This is a genomic window from Halomonas sp. TA22 (assembly GCF_013009075.1).
Taxonomy (GTDB): domain Bacteria; phylum Pseudomonadota; class Gammaproteobacteria; order Pseudomonadales; family Halomonadaceae; genus TA22.
Genome location: NZ_CP053108.1, coordinates 1,768,664 through 1,785,441, shown reverse-complemented (window position 1 = coordinate 1,785,441; position 16,778 = coordinate 1,768,664). Strand labels below are relative to the sequence as shown.

Sequence of the window (16,778 nt, the reverse complement as noted above, 5' to 3'; positions counted from 1 at the left end):
GGCAAACGAAAACCGCCGGCGCTTACGCCGGCGGTTTTAGCACTCCCGTGAAGCACTACTGGAAGATGACGATACCGCAGGCCATGCGCCCGCCGCCGCCGCCATCGGTGGGCTCGTCGGCGTAGGTATCGCCCCCTTCGTGGATCATCAGGCTGCGCTCGTCGAGATCACTCAGGCTCAGACGAGGTGCCAGCACCGGGATATTGGCCTCGCCCTCCTCGTTCACCGCCAGTACCGGCAGATCGCCGAGATGCCCTTCGCCATAGGGTCCCTGGTGACTGCCGGTATCCTCGGGATCGTAGTGACTCCCAGCCTGCTGTCCGGCCATCATGTCGTCGTCGTCATCCTCCCCCGCTTCACAGCTGGGGTTCTCGTGGACATGGAAACCATATATCCCAGGAGGCATGTCGCTGAGATCGGGGGTCAAGAGCAGACCATGCTCACTATCCTCGACGCGCATGGTCCCGATCTGCTCACCGATCCCCTCCTCCTCGATCCAGTGAATGTCGACCAGGTAATACTCTTCATGCTGACCGTTCTGCTCGCTCTGGTCATTTGCCTCCTGCTCGGCCTGTACGGCACCGGCCAGCAGCAGTGTCGTGGCGGCAGCAACCCCGAGGGTGATGGCATTACGCTTCATGCAACTCTCCTTCCTGATTCCGTGGAACGATAACATCAGGCTAGTCGGTCGCCATCCGGACTGCCACTGCTCAGCTCAGGTTATCGAGCACCTTCAGAGTGGCATCGGCCTGGTTGAGCGTATAGAAGTGCAGGCCCGGTGCGCCGCCATCGAGCAGACGCTGGGAGAGTCGCGAGATCACCTCTTTACCGAAGGCCTGGATACTCTCGCTGTCGTCGCCATAGGCCTCTAGCTGCTTGCGGATCCAGCGCGGGATATCCGCACCGCAGGCATCGGAGAAGCGCGCCAGCTTGGTGTAGTTGGTGATCGGCATGATGCCGGGAATGATCGGCACCTCGACACCCAGGCGCTGGGCCCGCTCGACGAAATGGAAGTAGGCGTCGGCGTTGAAGAAATACTGGGTGATGGCGATATTGGCCCCCGCCTTCACCTTGCTCGCGAAATTCTCCAGATCCCGCTCGAAGCTCGGCGCCTGAGGGTGGCACTCCGGATAGGCCGCCACGGCGATCTCGAAGTGATCGCCGCTCTCCTCGCGGATGAATTCGACCAGCTCGTTGGCGTAGCGCAGCTCGCCGATGCCGCCCATGCCCGATGGCAAGTCGCCGCGCAGCGCCACCAGACTGTTGATGCCCTCCTCGCGGTAGTGCGAGAGCAGTTCGCGAAGCTCGCCCTTGTCGCTGCCGATGCACGAAAGGTGCGGGGCGGTGTTGATGCCGCTTTCGCGTACTGCTTTCACCGTCTGGGTGGTGCGTGCCTGGGTCGAGCCGCCGGCACCGTAGGTCACCGAGAAGAAGCGCGGGCCGCGCTTGGCCAAGGCATCGCGCACGCCCATCAGCTTCTCCCGCCCCGCCTCGGTATTGGGGGGAAAGAACTCGAAACTGATGCCCAGCGGATGCTCTTGTACACTCATCGATTGATTTCCTCGTCACGGCCCGGCCGGGCATTGATTGTCTATCGCTGAGAGGCATTTTGCCGACTGCGCGTCACTCCGGCCAATGAAAGTTTCCACAGCGGAATATCGAATCGAGTCATACACCCCGTGGCCACTCGCCAAGCGGTGGGGCTTGCGGGCATGATACGGCCTTTTGTACAACCGACTTATTCCTATAGAGACCCGACCATGGATCACGCGCTTGGCGCCACCCTGCTCGCCCCGCTGGGCATGCTGCTGGCCTATATCGGCCTGGGGGTGATCAGTACCCGTGTACTCCGGCTGGAAGCCCGGCCCATCGCCACGCTGCTGGTCTATCTCATCGCCCCGCTGACCTTCTTTCGCGGCCTGACCCTGGGCGGCCCGACCCTGGGCTACCTGCTATTGACACTGGGCACCTTCGTTACCGCCAGTCTGATCGCGATTGCCGTCAACCACCTTGCCCAACGCCTGTTCCCGCCCCAGGAGGCCGCCGTACTGGCGTTCTCCTCGGGCACCGGCAATACCGGCTACTTCGGTCTGCCAGTGGCGATGGTGCTGTTGCCTCCGGAGGGCGTGACGCTCTACCTCTTCTGCCTACTGGGGGTGACACTCTACGAGTTCACGGTGGGTTTCTACCTGAGCGCCCGCGGCCAGTTCACGGTACGCCAGAGCCTGGCCCGGATCGTACGGCTGCCACTGATCTATGCCTTTGCCGCGGCGCTGTTGGCAAGCGGCCTGGGCGTGGTGATTCCCGCCGTGGTAATGGAGGGTCTGGCCGTCTTCCCCGCGACCTATACGCTGCTCGGCATGATGATCATCGGCATGACGCTTGGGCGCGTCTCGTTTCGCGAGGTCGATGGACGCTTCATCGCCGCCTGTGTGGCGCTGCGCTATGGCCTGTGGCCACTGCTCGCCGGCGTCGCGGTACTACTGCTCCAGCTCACCCTCGGCATCAGCGATGAGCTGGCCCTGGCGCTGCTGTTGATCGGCGTGGTACCGATGGCCGCCAATGTGGTGGTGATTGCCATGGAGCTCAATATCCGCCCCGAGAAGGGTGCAATCGCCGTACTGATGACGACGCTTGCCGCCCCGCTCTTGATCCCGCTTTACCTCACCCTCCTGCTGAAGCTGACCGCCACCGGCTGATGGCGATCACAGTAGATGGTCGATATTGAGCAACCGAATGGCGCGGGCGGGGAGGTGCTGCCAGAAACTGCCGGGCTCCTGCTCCAGCGTGACCCGCTCGCCCCCCTCTTCGGTGTGCCAGACCAGCCTGCCCTCCTGCATCTCGACACGGTAGCTGAGCTGGGGATGCATCGTCTGCTTGGCCAATGACCAGAGCTGCCGGCCAAGGATGGGGCTGTCAATGAGCAGACCGATCTCGCTGTTCCACCATACGGCGCGCGGGTCGGCGTTCAGCGAACCGATAAAGATACGATCGTCGTCGAACGCCATGGCCTTGGTATGCAGGTGCGCGTATTCGTCCCGCGTGGCGGGGCTTGCACGCACCTCGTAGAGTTGCGCGCCGCGCTCCAGCAGGATGGGGCGCCATGGCGCGTAGGCGCCATGCAGGGCAGTATGGTCAGTCGCCTCGATCGAGTTGGTGATGATGGTGAGCTCGACACCACGCGCTGCCAGCGCCTGTTGATAACGCATCGCCTCCGGGGTGGGCACGACATAGGGGGAGATGATCAACAGGCGCCGCTCGAGTTCGGCGAAGGCATCGCCGAGCTGGCCAAGCAGCGTCAGCTCCAGATCGGGATACCCCTGCGCTTCTAGCTTCTCGGGCAGGTCCCATAGCGCCATTGCCGGTGCCCAGATCAGCGAGTCGCGCAGTGCCTGACCTGCCTCGCCGACGAAGTAGCGGTCGAGGGATTGCGACATTAGCGCATTGTCCGCACGTCCCTCGACGCTGAACCGCGCCAGCAGCGACTGCCAGGCCGTCTCCGGCACCGGCTCGAAATAGCTCAGCGGCACCGCCATCGGATGGTTCCAGTAGGCATCGAAACTCGCCGACAATTCGTCGACTACAGGCCCCACCGCCATGACATCGAGGTCGCTGAAGTTGACCTCCTCGGAGATCTCGAAGTACTCGTTGCTCAGGTTGCGCCCCCCGGTCAGGCCCACCACGCCATCCGCCGCCCACAGCTTGTTGTGCATGCGCCGGTGCAACCGATTGAAGTCGCTGACCAGCACCAGATGGTAACTCAGCCAACTACCCCGCCCGGCCGGGACGGGATTGTAGACGCGCACCTCGACATTGGGGTGGCTATCGAGGGAGGCGAGCATATGCTGCTGCCCAAGCGTGGTCATGTCGTCGAGCAGGAAGCGTACGCGCACGCCGCTGCGAGCAGCATGCAGCAGACGCTTGAGCAGCGCACGCCCCGCCTCGTCATCGACCAGGATATAGGTCTTCACATCCAGGGTCCGCTGCGCCTGAGCCGCCATCGAGGCGCGCAGCCCAAAGGCCTCCTGTCCATCGATCACCAGCCGCAGGCCACTCAGCCCGTCATGCTGCGCGACTGCCTGTTGCGCCCAGCTCCCCAGGTAGGTCGAGCTCGCGGCCTCTTGATCCAGGGCAGTCGAGTACGTTCTGGGAACCTCGATCACGCCATGTGGCGCACAACCCATCAGTAACAGCGCTACTGCCAGCGCCGCCAGGATCCGCTTACCCTTGATCACCCGTCCGCCTTACGCCAGAACCTCTCTAGCGAATGAATTCTATGGTTTACGACAAAAAAACGCCGCCTTGCTGGCGGCGCTGAGCAACGGATGATACCACTCTGTCGCCGCATTCGCCGGGTTTGAATGCCCCACGACGGCCGGCTCGAGTCGGCTGACCCCACCCTCTCTGCTGGTCGCTGATGCTTTGCAGAAACGGAATGCGATATTCCAAATCTTGATTGGCCTATGGGGCGACACTCGACCAAAGTAGATCCCATAGCGTTACGGATGCCACAACAACAAAGGTTGCCTCAAAGGCAATATCCGGAAGACACCATGTATCAAGCCTCACTCCATGCACGGCATAGCGACACGGCTCCTTACCCTGAAAGCGAGCCAGGGCGGTCCAGCAGCCTGAGTGTCTCGTCGAGACATACGCCTCATTCCGAAGAGCGTGGCAATCCCGATGGCATGTCGGCGGCGCTCTGCTCGGAAACGCAGGGGAGAGCATGGTGAACTCGCCCCCCTCGATGGCGGCGCTGCAGAGCCTATGCAGCGCCAGGTCTCCCAGTCTCTCTCCTGACGCCACGCTTCTGGCCTATTTGAGCGACGAAAGCGGCTTCGACCAGGTCTGGTTGGCACCGCTGGCCGGCGGCGCGCCCTGGCGCCTGACCGAGTGCGACGAACCGGTGGGAGCCATCGCTTTCAGCCCGACGAGCCGCGACCTGATCTTCACCAGCGACTGCGGTGGCGATGAACGACACCAGCTGTGGCTGGTGCCCGAGGTAAGCGGTCCGGCCGTGGCCCTCGATCACGATCCCAGCGTGGTTCATTTGTGGGGTGCCTGGTCGCCGGATGGGGGACGCATCGCCTACTGCGCAAACGCTCGCGACCGCCACCACATGGACATCCATGTCATGGAGATGGGAAGTCGCGAGACGCGCTGTGTCCATCAAGAGAGCGGTTTTCGCGAAGTGCTGGCCTTTTTCCCCGATGGCGAGGCCCTGCTGATCCGCGACGCTCGACACTCGCTCAGCGATCAACGGCTGTTTCGTCTCGATCTCGTCTCGGGCCGCTATACCCCGCTACTGCCTCATGGAGGTCGAGCGCGCTACAGCTCACCCCGCTTCATCGACGATGGTCAAGCGCTGCTGATGATCAGCGATCAGGGCCAGGAGTTTCAGGGTCTGGTGCGCTATTCGTTGTCGACTGAAACGCTGGAGTGGTGCGCCACCTTCGACGATGCCGATATCGAGGCCTATGCCCTTTCGCCACAACGCGATCGAGTGGCGCTGGCGGTCAATCGGGATGGCTGGAGCGTACTGGTGCTCCACCGGTTCGACGATGGGACTCAGCGCGTCATCGATGGCCTTCCCCGGGGTGTCATCACGGCGCTGAGCTGGCCACTGCTGCGCGATGAATTGCTCCTCTGCTTCGAAAGTGCCAGCCGTCCCAGCGAGATCTGGCGGGTCGACCCGCAGGGTGGCGATGCCGCCCCCCTCACCCGCTCATCTCGGGCCGGCGTCGACCTTGATGCCCTTATCGAACCCAGCGTCGAGCGCATCGTCAGCTTCGACGGCCTCACTGTGCCCTTCTTTATCTACGAGCCGGCAACGCCAGTGCCCGAGGCTGGCTACCCTGTGGTGGTGGTGGTCCACGGCGGTCCCGAGGCGCAGTGGAAGCCGACCTTCCGTGCCGATCTGCAATACATGTTGGCCCGCGGCATCCGGGTCATTGCACCCAATGTGCGCGGCAGCACGGGCTATGGGCGTCGCTACCAGCATCTCGACGATCATGAGCTGCGCATGGATAGCGTCGCCGACCTCGAGGCCGTGCGCGGCTGGATCGCCGAGCAAGGCGATGTCGACCAGCGGCGTGTGGCCGTCTATGGCCGCTCCTACGGAGGCTTCATGGTGCTCGCGGCCCTCACCGAGTACCCCGGACGCTGGGCCCTGGGCATCGAGTTCTACGGCATTGCCAACTTTTTGACCCTGCTCGAAACCACCGGCCCATGGCGGCGCGAGCTGCGTGCCGCCGAGTATGGGGATCCCCAACGTCACAAGATCGCCCTGGAGCGTTTCTCCCCTATCCATCGCATTGCGCAGATCGACGTGCCGTTACTGATCGTCCATGGCATGGACGACCCCCGGGTGCCGCCAGGTGAGAGCGAGATGGTGTACGCCTGCCTGCGTGGACTGGGCAGGCCGGTCGAGTATCTACGTGTAGCGCATGCCGGACATGGCTTCACACGCCGTAAAGACCGCCTTCGCGTATTCGCCATCCTGGCTTCCTTTCTCGAGCGTCACCTGTGACGCCGACTTACCGCAGGAGAATCACGATGAGTGATGCAGTAGAGCAGCTCTGGAATCTGGTCGACGAGAAGCGGGGGCTATTCGAAGCGCTAAGCGACCGGATCTGGGGCATGCCTGAGATCGCCTATACCGAATATCGCTCGATGGCCGAGCATCGCCAAATGCTGGAGTCCCAAGGCTTCACCATCAGCGACAGCGTTGCCGGCATTCCCACCGCCGTGATGGGCGAGGCCGGCAGTGGCGGCCCGGTGATCGCCTTTCTCGGCGAGTACGACGCCCTGCCAGGGCTGAGCCAGGAAGCCGGCGTGGCCGAGCCCCGTCCGTTGCCAGGCAACGGCTATGGCCATGGCTGCGGACACAACATGCTGGGATCGGCGGCATTGCTCGCTGCTACCGCGATGAAGGATTACCTCGAGTCGACCGGCATCCCCTGCCGAGTGCGCTATTACGGCTGCCCTGCCGAGGAGGGCGGTGCCGCCAAGGCGTTCATGGTGCGCGAGGGCGCCTTCGACGATGTCGACATCGCCCTGTGCTGGCACCCCGCCTCCTTCACCCGCGTCGACGATGCCCAGTCACTGGCCAACACACGCATGGACTTTGCCTTCACCGGCCGCTCCTCCCATGCCGCCGCCGCGCCACACCTCGGCCGCAGTGCGCTGGATGCAGTGGAGCTGATGAGCGTGGGCGTCAACTACATGCGCGAACACATGCCCTCGAGTGCACGCATCCATTACGCCATGCTCGATTCGGGGGGCATCGCACCCAACGTGGTGCAGGGGCATGCCGCCGTGCGCTACGCCATTCGCGCACGCGACCTGGCCGGCATGCAGGCCCTCAATGCCCGCGTCCAGAAGGTGGCCCACGGCGCGGCGATGATGACCGAGACCGAGGTCGAGATCAGCATCATGAGCGCGGTCTCCAATCTGCTCGGCAATACTCCCCTGGAGCGCAGCATGCAGCGGGTCATGGAGGCGCTGGGCCCGGTGCCGTTCGACGAGCAAGATCGGGATTTCGCCCGCGCGATCCAGGCCACCCTCAGCGAGGAGGATATCGTCAACGACTATGCGCGCCTCGGCCTCGATCCTGTTGACGACCTGCCGCTGTGCGATTTCATCGTGCCGTTCGGCGCCAAGGGCGAGCCGATGATGGGCTCCACCGACCTGGGCGACGTGAGCTGGGCAGTGCCCACCGTACAGGCCCGTGTCGCCACCCATGCCATCGGCACCGCGGGACACTCGTGGCAGATCACCGCCCAGGGCAAGGTGCCTGCAGCCCACAAGGGGTTGGTGCATGCCGCCAAGATCATGGCCGGCACGGCGCTTGATGTCCTCGAACATCCCGACGTGATGGCGGACGCGAAGCGCGACCACCAGGCGAGGCTCGCTCGCAAGCCCTACGTCTGCCCGATTCCACCCGAGGTCAAACCGCCGATCCAGCCGCGGCCAGCAGAGGTGTAAGAGACCGACGCTATCGCCCACCTTTACAGGCGGGACACTCTCGCCATCAGCGACTCCATAGGACACGAACATGTCAACAACGACAATTAAGACATCACGACTTGCCGCTCGCACGCTGCGTAGTGGCGCGGCGGCTGTCGCACTCTGCGCAGCGGCCTCTACCGCCAGTGCCTCGACACCACCCAACACCCTGGTGATGGCATGGAACATCGATGCGATCAGCACCTTCGATCCGGCACAGAGCGGCGAGGTCGTCACCAACGAGCTGATCCAGAATACTTGCAACGCCCTGGTCAGTTTCGATCCCGAGGACGAGCGTGAGATTCGGCCCGGCTTCGCCCATGACTGGGGCGTCTCCGAGGATGGACGAGAGATCACCTTCCGCCTGCGGACAGGGGCCACCTTCCCCTCGGGCAATCCGGTCACGGCGCATGACGCCGCCTGGTCACTGCAGCGTGTCGTGCATCTCGGCTACGGCGCCGCCGCGACACTCACCGAGTATGGCTTCACCAGCGACAACGTCGAGGAGATGATCGAGGCGGTGGACGACGAAACCTTGGTGATGCGCCTCGATAAACCCTATCCCGTCAACCTGCTTATGCAGGCCATCGCCGCCAACCAGGCTGCCTCCGTGCTCGACAGCGAGTTGATCATGGCCCACGAGGAGGGCGACGATTATGGCAACCGCTACCTCACCACACGCACCGCCTGCGTCGGTCCCTACCGATTGACACGCTGGGACGCGGGGGAGGCACTGATCCTGGAAGCCAACGAGGAGTACTGGGGCGAACAGCCGCCGCTGTCGCGAGTATTCGTACGCCATGTCTCCGAGCCCGGCACCCAGCGCCTGCTCCTGGAACAGGGCGATGTGGATGTGGCCCGGGACCTTGGCCCCGACGACCTGGCCGACCTGTCGGGCTCCAGCACCGTCACCATCGAACAGACCCTGCGCCCCCAGCTCTTCTTCTGGGTCTTCAATCTCGAGGACGAGCGCTTCGCTCATCCCGAAGTCCGCTTGGCGATGCGCTACCTGATCGATTACGAGGGGTTGGGAGAGTCGGTGATGAACTCCCTTGGCGTACCGCGAGCGAGCTTCGTGCAACTGGGGGCCGTCGGCGCGCTGGACGAGGAGGAGGGACAGCCCTTCAGCCTCGACCTTGAGCGGGCACGCGAGTTGCTGGCCGAAGCCGGTTTCGAGGAGGGGTTTCAGGCCAGTGTGATCTTCGGCACCCTGCCACACTCCGCACCGATCGCCCAGAGCGTGCAGCAGAACGCCTCGCAAGTGGGCATCCGCCTCGACCTAGAGCGCATGGCCAATGCACAGCTTTTCGCCCGTGTCCGCGGTCGTGAATACCAGAGCGCCATGCTGGCCTGGCAGACGACGGTGCCCGATGCGCATGGCAACGCCTCGCGCCTGGTCTACAACCCGGACAACAGCCCCGAGGCGCAGTTGACCCAGTATCCCGCTTGGCGGGCCGCCTTCTATGACGAGGAGCTCAACGCACGGGTAGAAGAGGCACTGCTGGAAGCCGACGCCGAGCGCCGCGACCAACTCTATGCTGAGTTGCAGCGCGACGTGATGGAAGTGGGGCCGATGGCGATCATGTTCCAGATGTACAACGTCGCTGGCGTACGCAATGAAATCCAGGATTGGTCTTGGCACGGATTCCGGACCTATTACGCACTAGCGTCGAAATAGGGGGCGTAATGAGAGACTCCTCCGCGAGTTCGACCCCAAGACCGCATCCGGGAACCGCCTTGGCGGTTCCCGGCTGGGCCTGGTCTGGTACCAAGTCGATCCTCTCCACGGCCATCACGCTGTTCGGACTGGTGGCACTGACCTTCTTCATCGGCAGGCTCTTACCACTGGATCCCGTGGTTGCGGTACTCGGCGACAACATCAGTCAGGCGGCCTACGACGCCATGTATCGTCAATTGGGTCTCGATCAGCCCTTGCCGATCCAGTTCCTGGACTACCTTCGCGGCGTTCTCGTTCTGGATTTCGGTACCGCCCTGACCACCGGACGTCCGGTCATCGACGACATCGCCCGGGTATTCCCCGCCACCCTCGAGCTGGCCACGGTGGCGATCATCATCGGTACCGGACTCGGCATCCCGGCGGGGGTGTTGTCGGCGATGTACCGAGGCTCCTGGATCGACCATGTCGTCAGGGTGGTAGGACTGGTGGGGTATTCCGCGCCCAATTTCTGGCTCGGCCTGATGGGGCTGGTGCTCTTCTATGCCACCCTCGGTTGGATCGGCGGTCCGGGACGGATCAACATGATTCATGAATTCGAGCTGGTCCGCGTCACCGGTTTCTACCTGGTCGATACCGCACTGGCAGGTCAATGGGCGGCATTTCGCAACGTCTTTGGCCATATCATCCTGCCCGCCTCGATTCTCGGGCTCGGCGCCCTGGCCTACATCAGCCGCATGACGCGTAGCTTCATGATCGAGCAGCTCAGCCAGGAGTATGTCATCACCGCCCGGGTCAAGGGGCTCTCCTGGGCCCGCACCGTGTGGATCCATGCGTTTCGCAACATCGCCGTGCAGGTATTGACGGTGGTGGTGCTCTCCTATGCGTTCCTGCTCGAGGGGGCGGTGCTGACCGAGACCGTGTTCGCCTGGCCCGGCTTCGGCCGCTATCTGACCAACGCACTGCTTGCAGGAGACATGAATGCCGTCGTCGGCTGCACGCTGCTGATCGGCATCATCTTCGTCATCCTCAACCTGCTCTGCGATCTGCTCTACCGAATCGTCGATCCACGAACCCGCTGAGGTGATCATGGCCCTACCCCAATCGCACCAAGACGCCTCACTCCGGGCCTGGCTGGAGGCGCCCATTCCCTCTTCGACCTTCCAGGCCCGCGCCCAGCAGCTATGGGTCGGGTGGTGGCGACTCAGACGCAACCCCTCCGCCCTGTTCGGCCTCGGCGTCATTCTGCTGATGGTGCTGGCCGCGGTACTCGCACCGCTGCTGGCCACCCATGACATCTATGCCCAGAGCTTGGCCAATCGACTCTCGGCCCCCTCGTCAGAGCACTGGCTTGGCACCGACGAACTGGGACGCGATATCTACAGCCGGCTGATCTACGGCTCGCGAATCACGCTCTACATCGCCGGACTCACTGCCCTGATCGCCGCCCCCGTCGGCCTTTTCGTCGGTGCTTCCGCCGGTTATCTGGGCGGCTGGGTCGATACCGTGTTGATGCGCATCGTCGATATCTTTCTCGCCTTCCCAAGCCTGGTGCTCGCGCTTGCCTTTGTCGCGGCCCTGGGCCCCGGCATCCAGAATGCCATCATCGCCATCTCGCTGGCATCTTGGCCGCCCATTGCACGACTGGCCCGCGCCGAGACCTTGTCGATCCGCAAGTCGGACTACATCGCCGCCATTCACCTGCAGGGCGCCTCGAGCTGGCGCATCATTTTTTCCCACATCATGCCGATGTGCATTCCCTCTGTCGTCGTGCGCATCACGCTCAACATGGCGTCGATCATCCTCACCGCCGCTGGCCTGGGCTTCCTGGGTCTGGGTGCCCAGCCGCCAAGCCCTGAATGGGGCGCGATGCTCTCCACCGGCCGTCAATTCATGCTCAACAGCTGGTGGATCGCCGCCATTCCCGGCTGTGCCATTCTCCTTGCCAGCCTCGCCTTCAACCTGTTCGGTGATGGCCTGCGCGACATTCTGGATCCCCGCCATGGCTAACCCCTTGCTGACTGTCGAAGACCTCAACATCACCTTTCCGGGCGCACATGGCGAGAACCATGCCGTGCGCGGCGTACCCTTCACCATCGGCCAAGAAAAAGTCGGTATCGTCGGGGAATCCGGCTCGGGCAAGTCCCAAACTGGGCGCGCCATTCTCAAGCTGACCCCCAAGTCCGCACGCATGGAGGTCGGCAAGCTCGAGTTCTCCGGCTGCGATCTGAAAGCCGCTTCAGAACGTCAGATGCGCCATATTCGCGGCAATCGCATCTCGATGATTCTTCAAGACCCCAAGTTCTCGCTCAACCCGCTGATGCGCATCGGCGCACAGATCATGGAGGCCTATCGCCTGCATCACCGCGTCAGGGTTGCCGAGGCGCGTCAGCGCACCCTCGCCATGCTCGAGGCGGTGCAGATCCGGGAGCCGGAGCGCGTCTTCCGCCTCTATCCCCATGAGGTGTCCGGCGGCATGGGCCAACGCATCATGATCGCGATGATGCTCATCCCGGAGCCCGAGCTGATCATCGCCGACGAGCCCACCTCTGCGCTGGACGTCACCGTGCGTCGCCAAGTATTGGGAATACTCGACGACTTGGTCAGTCGGCGTGGCACGTCACTGATGTTCATCAGTCACGATCTCAATCTGGTTGCCGACTTCTGTGATCGTGTACTGGTGATGTATGCCGGCCGCATCGTCGAGGACCTTCCCGCCCACGAACTGCATCAGGCACGCCACCCCTATACCCGCGGGCTACTCGAGAGCCTGCCTCGACTCGACCGTCCAGTCGACCTCCTCAAGGTACCAAGTCGCAACCCGGCCTGGCGTGACGAACCCTCGATCTATCGCGGAGCCACGACATGACGACAGCCATTTCGGAGGTACGCAGCATGCGTCAGTCCAAGCGCTCCCAGGCGGCGCGCCAACGCCATGTCGAGACACTCGGGCTCGACATCACGTTCGGCACGGGCCTGGCCACCAACCATGTGGTCAAGGAGGTCTCCTTCATGATCGAGCGCGGCGGCGCCTATGGTCTGATCGGTGAATCCGGCTGCGGCAAGTCGACGGTCCTGCGCGCTATCGCCGGCCTGAATGCCGACTACCGAGGGGCCATCCTGATCGGCGACAAGGAGGTTCAGAACAAACGCGGCAAGGAGTTCTTCCGACGCGTGCAGATGGTGTTCCAGGATCCCTACGCCTCGCTCCATCCACGCAAGATCGTCAAGACGGTGCTGATGGAGCCGTTGAAGATCCATGGTTTCGACAACCCTGAAGCCCGCATGGCACGCGTTCTCGACGAGGTCGGCCTCGGTCAGGGATTTCGCTATCGCTACCCCCACGAGCTCTCCGGCGGTCAGCGTCAACGCATCGCCATTGCCCGTGCGCTGGTGATCGAACCCGAGATCCTGCTGCTCGACGAGCCGACGTCGGCGCTCGACGTCTCGGTCCAGGCAGAGATTCTCAACTTGCTCAAGACCCTGCGCCGAGAGCGTCACCTCACCTACCTGATGGTCAGCCATGACCTGGCGGTAGTGACTCACCTGTGCGAACGCATCGGCATGATGCAGGGCGGGCGCATCATCGAGGAGATGAGCGACGATGACGTCCGGGCGTCAAGGGCGAGCCAACCCTATACCCGGGAATTTCTGGCCGCGAGTATCGGTTAATGGAGAGGATCCTATGTCACCTGACCTAACGCCTCCGGCATCGCCGACCACGGACTGGCCGCACCCGCACTGGGAGACGCTGCGGGATAGCGAGGCCGCCGGCTGGTCGCGTCCCGAACTCGACGCAGCCCTCGCCTATGTCGATACCATCGCCACCGATGCGTTGCTGGTGATCCAACACGGCAGGATCGTGGCCGCCTATGGCGACCTTGAACGGAGATTCATGTGTCACTCGATTCGCAAGAGCTTGCTGAGTGCGCTATTCGGCTTCGAGGTGGAGCGTGAACCGCACACTCTCGCCTATACACTCGCTGAGCTCGGGATCGATGATACCCAGGGACTGAGCGAGGTGGAGAAACAGGCAACGGTGTTCGATCTCTTGACCGCTCGCTCGGGCATCTATCATCCCGCCGGCTACGAGACGGCATGGATGCAATCCATCAAGCCGCCACGCCACTCCCAGGCACCGGATACCAAGTGGTGTTACAGCAATTGGGATTTCAACGCCCTCGGCACCATCTATACCCAGCTCAGTGGCCTTGGCATCCACGCCGCCTTCGAGTCGCTATTGGCGCGCCCGCTGGGCATGGAGGATTTTCGCTTCGACGAGACGCGTCAAGACGGACACCTCGAGCCCGACGACTGCTCTCGGCATCCTGCCTACCCGTTTCGCCTGTCGACGCGAGATCTTGCCCGCTTCGGATTGTTGTTCCTCCAGGGCGGACGCTGGCAGGCGCGTCAGCTTCTCCCGGCGCACTGGGTTGCCACCAGCCTGCTGCCTTACTCCCATGCCGGAACTCGCGGAGCCTACGGGTACATGTGGTGGCTATCGCGCGATGGGGTGGCCTTCCCGGGCGCCAGCGTGCCGCCGGCCACCTTCAGCGCTCAAGGCGCCGGTGGCCACTACTGCCTGGTATTGCCGGCACTCGATCTGATCGTCGTGCATCGCGTGGATACCGAGCAACCGAACCGCCAGGTGGATCGCTTCCAGTTCGGCCACTTGTTGCGGCTACTGCTTGCCGCTTGTCCAAAAAGGCGCTGAAAATGCCCACTGTCATCGAAACCATCGCCCAATGGGCAGCGGGACGCCCCCTCTTCAATGCACGCTGTCGCGAGCTGGCCCATCACGCCATCACCGACACTCTCGGCTGCATGATCGCCGGACGCGATGACACCGCGACCCAGGCGGTACGTCGGGCCTTCGTCGGCTCGATCGTGGCTGACGACCAGCCCGGAAGCGACCTCATCGGCGGCGGTCGCGCATCGCCCGCCGTGGCGGCGCTTCTCAATGCCACGGCGGCCCATGCCCTCGACTACGACGACAACTTCCGCCCCGCCATCACCCACCCCTCGGCGGTCCTGGTGCCGGCACTGCTGGCCGTCGCTCAGGCACGCAACGCCTCGGGACGACAACTGGTCGATGCGTACTTGATCGGACTCGAGGCACAGGCCTTGGTGGGGGAAGGCGTCAACCCCAGCCACTACACCTTGGGATGGCATGCAACCTCGACGGTAGGCGTGATTGGAAGCGCCTGCGGCGTCGCCTGGCTGATGGGCCTGGAGGAGAGAGGAATCGCCCGCGCCATGAGCCTGGCCACCAGTATGGCAGCCGGTCCCAAGGGACAGTTCGGCACTCTGGCCAAACCGCTGCATGCCGGGCTCGCGGCGCGCAATGCCGTGGAAGCGGCGCAATTGGCGGTCACGGAAATGAGCGGGCGGCTCGATATTCTCGAATGCCCTCAAGGGTTCATGGAGCTGTTCGGCGGCTCGCGGGCACCGGGCTGGGGGGCGCTGCGCGAGGGGCACCGACGACCCAACGCCCCGCACAGCATCGAAAGCGCAGGCGTACTGCCCAAGCGCCACCCCTGCTGTGGCTCGACACACCAGGTCATCGATGCGGTACTGGCGCTGAAGGCGCAACATGGCTTCACGGCACAGGAGGTCGTGGCCGTGGAGACAAGGGTAGGAGTCGCCAATGCGCGCAACCTGGCCTATCCCGAGCCAGATGATGAGATGCAGGCCCGCTTCTCGATGCCATATTGCGTCGCGCTGGCGCTCGCCCAAACGAAACTGAGCCTGGCCGACTTCACGCCAGAAGCGATTCGACGGCCCGAACTTCGCGCGCTGCTGCCGCTCGTTACGATGCACCACTACAGTGTCGAGCAGGAGGCTGAGTGCTCAACGCACCTGCCTCACTGGGTCGGCATCCATCTGCGCGATGGTCGTCTGCTGGAGGCCGAGCGTCACCACGCCCGCGGCAGTCTCGGTGATCCTTTCGATGAGCAGGATAGAGCGGCAAAATTCGCCGATTGCTGCCTCGCCTTGCCCCCCTCCAGAGGCGATGAACTCTATCGAGGCCTGTCGCAGCTGGATGAGCAGGCCAGCCTCGAATGGCTCCGTGCAGCATTCAGCCCGCCGCCGCCAGTGGCGACGCTGGGCGCGTGAGCCATGGGCCTATGCCGTCAGCGCGTGCGATACCGGGACGCGCTCATAGACCACATCCTGCCAGAACTGCTCCGCACAGCGACTTCTTACCTGGCGGGCGCGATAGAGGCGAATCTCCACTTGCAGTTGCCACGCCTCGTTATCGGTCGCGGCCACGAGGATGCCTCGGCTCAGTTCTTCATGTATCAGGCTATGGGGCAACCAGGCGACACCGCTTCCCGCCATCACCATCGCCTTGAGGCCGGCCGACATGGTGTTTTCGTACACCTTGGAGAGTGCCAGGGGGGAGCGTTCGAACACGCGCTTGAGCGCCTGGCCGAAGAAGGTGCCCGCACCGTAACTCAGGTAGCGGATTGGTGAGCCGCCCTGCTCCACCGGATGAAGGGGCGCACCGTCACGCCCGGCCAGGCTCACCGGCAGCACTCGCTCGCTGCCGAGCCCGACGAAGGCAAAGCGCTCGAGCTCGCTCATCGATGCCACCGAATCATGCGCATAGGTCAGCAGAAAATCGCTCTGTCCTTCGATCAACGGCGAAATGGTGCCCAGGAAGGAGGGGCACGGCTCGACCAGACGCATCTGCACGCCGGCATGGCGCTGGCCCATCGAGCGGACCCAGTTGGGGAAGAAGGTCAATGAGAGGGTATTGAGTGCTGCAAAGGTCAACACACCGCCATCTTCGGTATAGCGTGACTTGATGTCATCACGTGCGCAGTCGAGGGAGTGGATCAGCTCCTTGGCGTAAGGCAAGAACTCGCTCCCTTGCGGGGAGAGGCGAATCGGCGTCGTCGTGCGATCGACAAGAGGAAAACCGAGCCAGTCCTCCAGTTGGCGAATACGCCTGCTCAAGGCGGACTGAGTGACATGACGCTCACTCGCTGCCCTTGAAAAGCTCTTGCAGCGAGCAAGACTGAGGAAGTCCTCGAACCATTTGATTTCCATTTCGATGTCCCATTGTTGTTATTCAACACATGGACCAGAC

The 16,778-nt window shown here is 63.3% G+C and carries 14 protein-coding genes; 10 read left to right on the top strand and 4 right to left on the bottom strand.

Annotated elements, in window-relative coordinates; all coding sequences use genetic code 11:
- Positions 1–55: 55 nt before the first annotated feature.
- Together HJD22_RS08320 and metF are read right to left on the bottom strand one after the other, a co-directional pair.
- A complete protein-coding gene (locus HJD22_RS08320) occupies positions 56–640 on the bottom strand; it encodes a superoxide dismutase family protein (protein WP_208656562.1) in 585 nt (194 codons plus the stop codon).
- Positions 641–710: 70 nt separating this feature from the next.
- Positions 711–1,550: a methylenetetrahydrofolate reductase [NAD(P)H] gene (metF, locus tag HJD22_RS08315; protein ID WP_208656563.1), complete on the bottom strand. Its 840-nt coding sequence runs from the start codon at positions 1,548–1,550 to the stop codon at positions 711–713.
- A gap of 210 nt (positions 1,551–1,760) precedes the next feature.
- On the opposite strand from metF, the gene HJD22_RS08310 reads away from it, so the two are divergent.
- The gene (locus tag HJD22_RS08310; protein ID WP_208656564.1) at positions 1,761–2,699 is read left to right on the top strand and encodes an AEC family transporter; all 939 of its coding nucleotides are present in this window, start codon (positions 1,761–1,763) and stop codon (positions 2,697–2,699) included.
- 6 nt (positions 2,700–2,705) lie between these two features.
- Here the strand turns inward: HJD22_RS08310 and HJD22_RS08305 are convergent, their stop codons facing one another.
- A complete protein-coding gene (locus HJD22_RS08305; RefSeq protein ID WP_208656565.1) occupies positions 2,706–4,235 on the bottom strand; it encodes a phospholipase D family protein in 1,530 nt (509 codons plus the stop codon).
- A gap of 491 nt (positions 4,236–4,726) precedes the next feature.
- Between HJD22_RS08305 and HJD22_RS08300 the strand changes: the two genes are divergently transcribed.
- The 9 genes from HJD22_RS08300 to HJD22_RS08260 all read left to right on the top strand — a co-directional run bounded on the left by HJD22_RS08300 (position 4,727) and on the right by HJD22_RS08260 (position 15,799).
- Complete coding sequence (locus HJD22_RS08300) at positions 4,727–6,529, top strand: S9 family peptidase (protein ID WP_208656566.1); 1,803 nt, start codon at positions 4,727–4,729, stop codon at positions 6,527–6,529.
- Positions 6,530–6,555: 26 nt separating this feature from the next.
- Positions 6,556–7,986, top strand: a complete 1,431-nt coding sequence (locus HJD22_RS08295; protein WP_208656567.1) for a M20 family metallopeptidase — start codon at positions 6,556–6,558, stop codon at positions 7,984–7,986.
- A gap of 70 nt (positions 7,987–8,056) precedes the next feature.
- Positions 8,057–9,685, top strand: a complete 1,629-nt coding sequence (locus HJD22_RS08290) for an ABC transporter substrate-binding protein (protein WP_208656568.1) — start codon at positions 8,057–8,059, stop codon at positions 9,683–9,685.
- An 8-nt stretch (positions 9,686–9,693) separates the two neighbouring features.
- On the top strand, positions 9,694–10,764 hold the full coding sequence (locus HJD22_RS08285) for an ABC transporter permease (protein WP_208656569.1): 1,071 nt from the start codon (positions 9,694–9,696) through the stop codon (positions 10,762–10,764).
- Positions 10,765–10,771: 7 nt separating this feature from the next.
- Positions 10,772–11,692 (top strand): nickel transporter permease, encoded by a 921-nt coding sequence (gene nikC / locus HJD22_RS08280; RefSeq protein WP_208656570.1) that lies wholly within the window; start codon positions 10,772–10,774, stop codon positions 11,690–11,692.
- Complete coding sequence (locus tag HJD22_RS08275) at positions 11,685–12,551, top strand: ABC transporter ATP-binding protein (RefSeq protein WP_208656571.1); 867 nt, start codon at positions 11,685–11,687, stop codon at positions 12,549–12,551. Before nikC ends, HJD22_RS08275 begins: the two co-directional genes overlap by 8 nt.
- Positions 12,548–13,354 (top strand): ABC transporter ATP-binding protein, encoded by an 807-nt coding sequence (locus HJD22_RS08270; RefSeq protein WP_248730173.1) that lies wholly within the window; start codon positions 12,548–12,550, stop codon positions 13,352–13,354. The genes HJD22_RS08275 and HJD22_RS08270 overlap by 4 nt, the downstream gene beginning before the upstream one ends.
- Positions 13,355–13,367: 13 nt before the next feature.
- Positions 13,368–14,396, top strand: a complete 1,029-nt coding sequence (locus HJD22_RS08265) for a serine hydrolase (protein ID WP_208656572.1) — start codon at positions 13,368–13,370, stop codon at positions 14,394–14,396.
- A 2-nt stretch (positions 14,397–14,398) separates the two neighbouring features.
- The gene (locus HJD22_RS08260) at positions 14,399–15,799 is read left to right on the top strand and encodes an MmgE/PrpD family protein (RefSeq protein ID WP_208656573.1); all 1,401 of its coding nucleotides are present in this window, start codon (positions 14,399–14,401) and stop codon (positions 15,797–15,799) included.
- Positions 15,800–15,808: 9 nt separating this feature from the next.
- Here HJD22_RS08260 and HJD22_RS08255 read toward each other — a convergent pair whose 3' ends face one another.
- The gene (locus HJD22_RS08255; protein WP_208656574.1) at positions 15,809–16,738 is read right to left on the bottom strand and encodes a LysR family transcriptional regulator; all 930 of its coding nucleotides are present in this window, start codon (positions 16,736–16,738) and stop codon (positions 15,809–15,811) included.
- Between the last annotated feature and the right edge of the window lie 40 nt (positions 16,739–16,778).

What these genes read in the sequence shown, in the direction of transcription:
- HJD22_RS08255 (WP_208656574.1), bottom strand. Translation starts at nt 16,738, where the DNA reads ATGGAAATCAAATGGTTCGAGGACTTCCTCAGTCTTGCTCGCTGCAAG.
- HJD22_RS08300 (WP_208656566.1), top strand. Translation starts at nt 4,727, where the DNA reads ATGGTGAACTCGCCCCCCTCGATGGCGGCGCTGCAGAGCCTATGCAGC.
- HJD22_RS08320 (WP_208656562.1), bottom strand. Translation starts at nt 640, where the DNA reads ATGAAGCGTAATGCCATCACCCTCGGGGTTGCTGCCGCCACGACACTG.
- HJD22_RS08310 (WP_208656564.1), top strand. Translation starts at nt 1,761, where the DNA reads ATGGATCACGCGCTTGGCGCCACCCTGCTCGCCCCGCTGGGCATGCTG.
- HJD22_RS08265 (WP_208656572.1), top strand. Translation starts at nt 13,368, where the DNA reads ATGTCACCTGACCTAACGCCTCCGGCATCGCCGACCACGGACTGGCCG.
- HJD22_RS08290 (WP_208656568.1), top strand. Translation starts at nt 8,057, where the DNA reads ATGTCAACAACGACAATTAAGACATCACGACTTGCCGCTCGCACGCTG.
- nikC (WP_208656570.1), top strand. Translation starts at nt 10,772, where the DNA reads ATGGCCCTACCCCAATCGCACCAAGACGCCTCACTCCGGGCCTGGCTG.
- HJD22_RS08270 (WP_248730173.1), top strand. Translation starts at nt 12,548, where the DNA reads ATGACGACAGCCATTTCGGAGGTACGCAGCATGCGTCAGTCCAAGCGC.
- metF (WP_208656563.1), bottom strand. Translation starts at nt 1,550, where the DNA reads ATGAGTGTACAAGAGCATCCGCTGGGCATCAGTTTCGAGTTCTTTCCC.
- HJD22_RS08275 (WP_208656571.1), top strand. Translation starts at nt 11,685, where the DNA reads ATGGCTAACCCCTTGCTGACTGTCGAAGACCTCAACATCACCTTTCCG.
- HJD22_RS08285 (WP_208656569.1), top strand. Translation starts at nt 9,694, where the DNA reads ATGAGAGACTCCTCCGCGAGTTCGACCCCAAGACCGCATCCGGGAACC.
- HJD22_RS08295 (WP_208656567.1), top strand. Translation starts at nt 6,556, where the DNA reads ATGAGTGATGCAGTAGAGCAGCTCTGGAATCTGGTCGACGAGAAGCGG.
- HJD22_RS08260 (WP_208656573.1), top strand. Translation starts at nt 14,399, where the DNA reads ATGCCCACTGTCATCGAAACCATCGCCCAATGGGCAGCGGGACGCCCC.